This window comes from Streptomyces sp. WM6386 (assembly GCF_000972385.1).
Taxonomy (GTDB): Bacteria; Actinomycetota; Actinomycetes; order Streptomycetales; family Streptomycetaceae; genus Streptomyces.
Genome location: NZ_JXTE01000796.1, coordinates 1 through 312, shown reverse-complemented (window position 1 = coordinate 312; position 312 = coordinate 1). Strand labels below are relative to the sequence as shown.

At 72.8% G+C, this 312-nt stretch carries 1 pseudogene; it reads left to right on the top strand.

Annotated features, from left to right (window positions below):
- Positions 1-71: 71 nt before the first annotated feature.
- Positions 72-312 (top strand): annotated as a pseudogene (locus tag TN53_RS43710) (phenylacetate--CoA ligase family protein); the annotation flags it as partial.

The window sequence follows — 312 nt, the reverse complement described above, 5'->3', positions numbered from 1 at the left end:
ACCGCCGCGAGGACCTGGTCCGCCTGTCCAGGGACCGCTGCGGCTGCGGCCGCACCCACGCCCGAATGTGGGTGGCCGGACGACGCGGCGACGAGACGATGGTCCAGGGGCGTTCCGTCGTGCTGCGGGACGTCTGGCAGGTGGTCGAGGACCAGCCGGAGACCGCGGCCGGGGTCTTCCAGATCGTCCGGGACAGCCGCGAGGTCGACGAACTGCGGCTGCGTGTCGGATACGACCCTGCCCTCACCGGCGACGTCGACGCGCTGGCCGGACGGCTGAGCGAGGCCGTGCATGAGCGGACCGGAGTCAAGC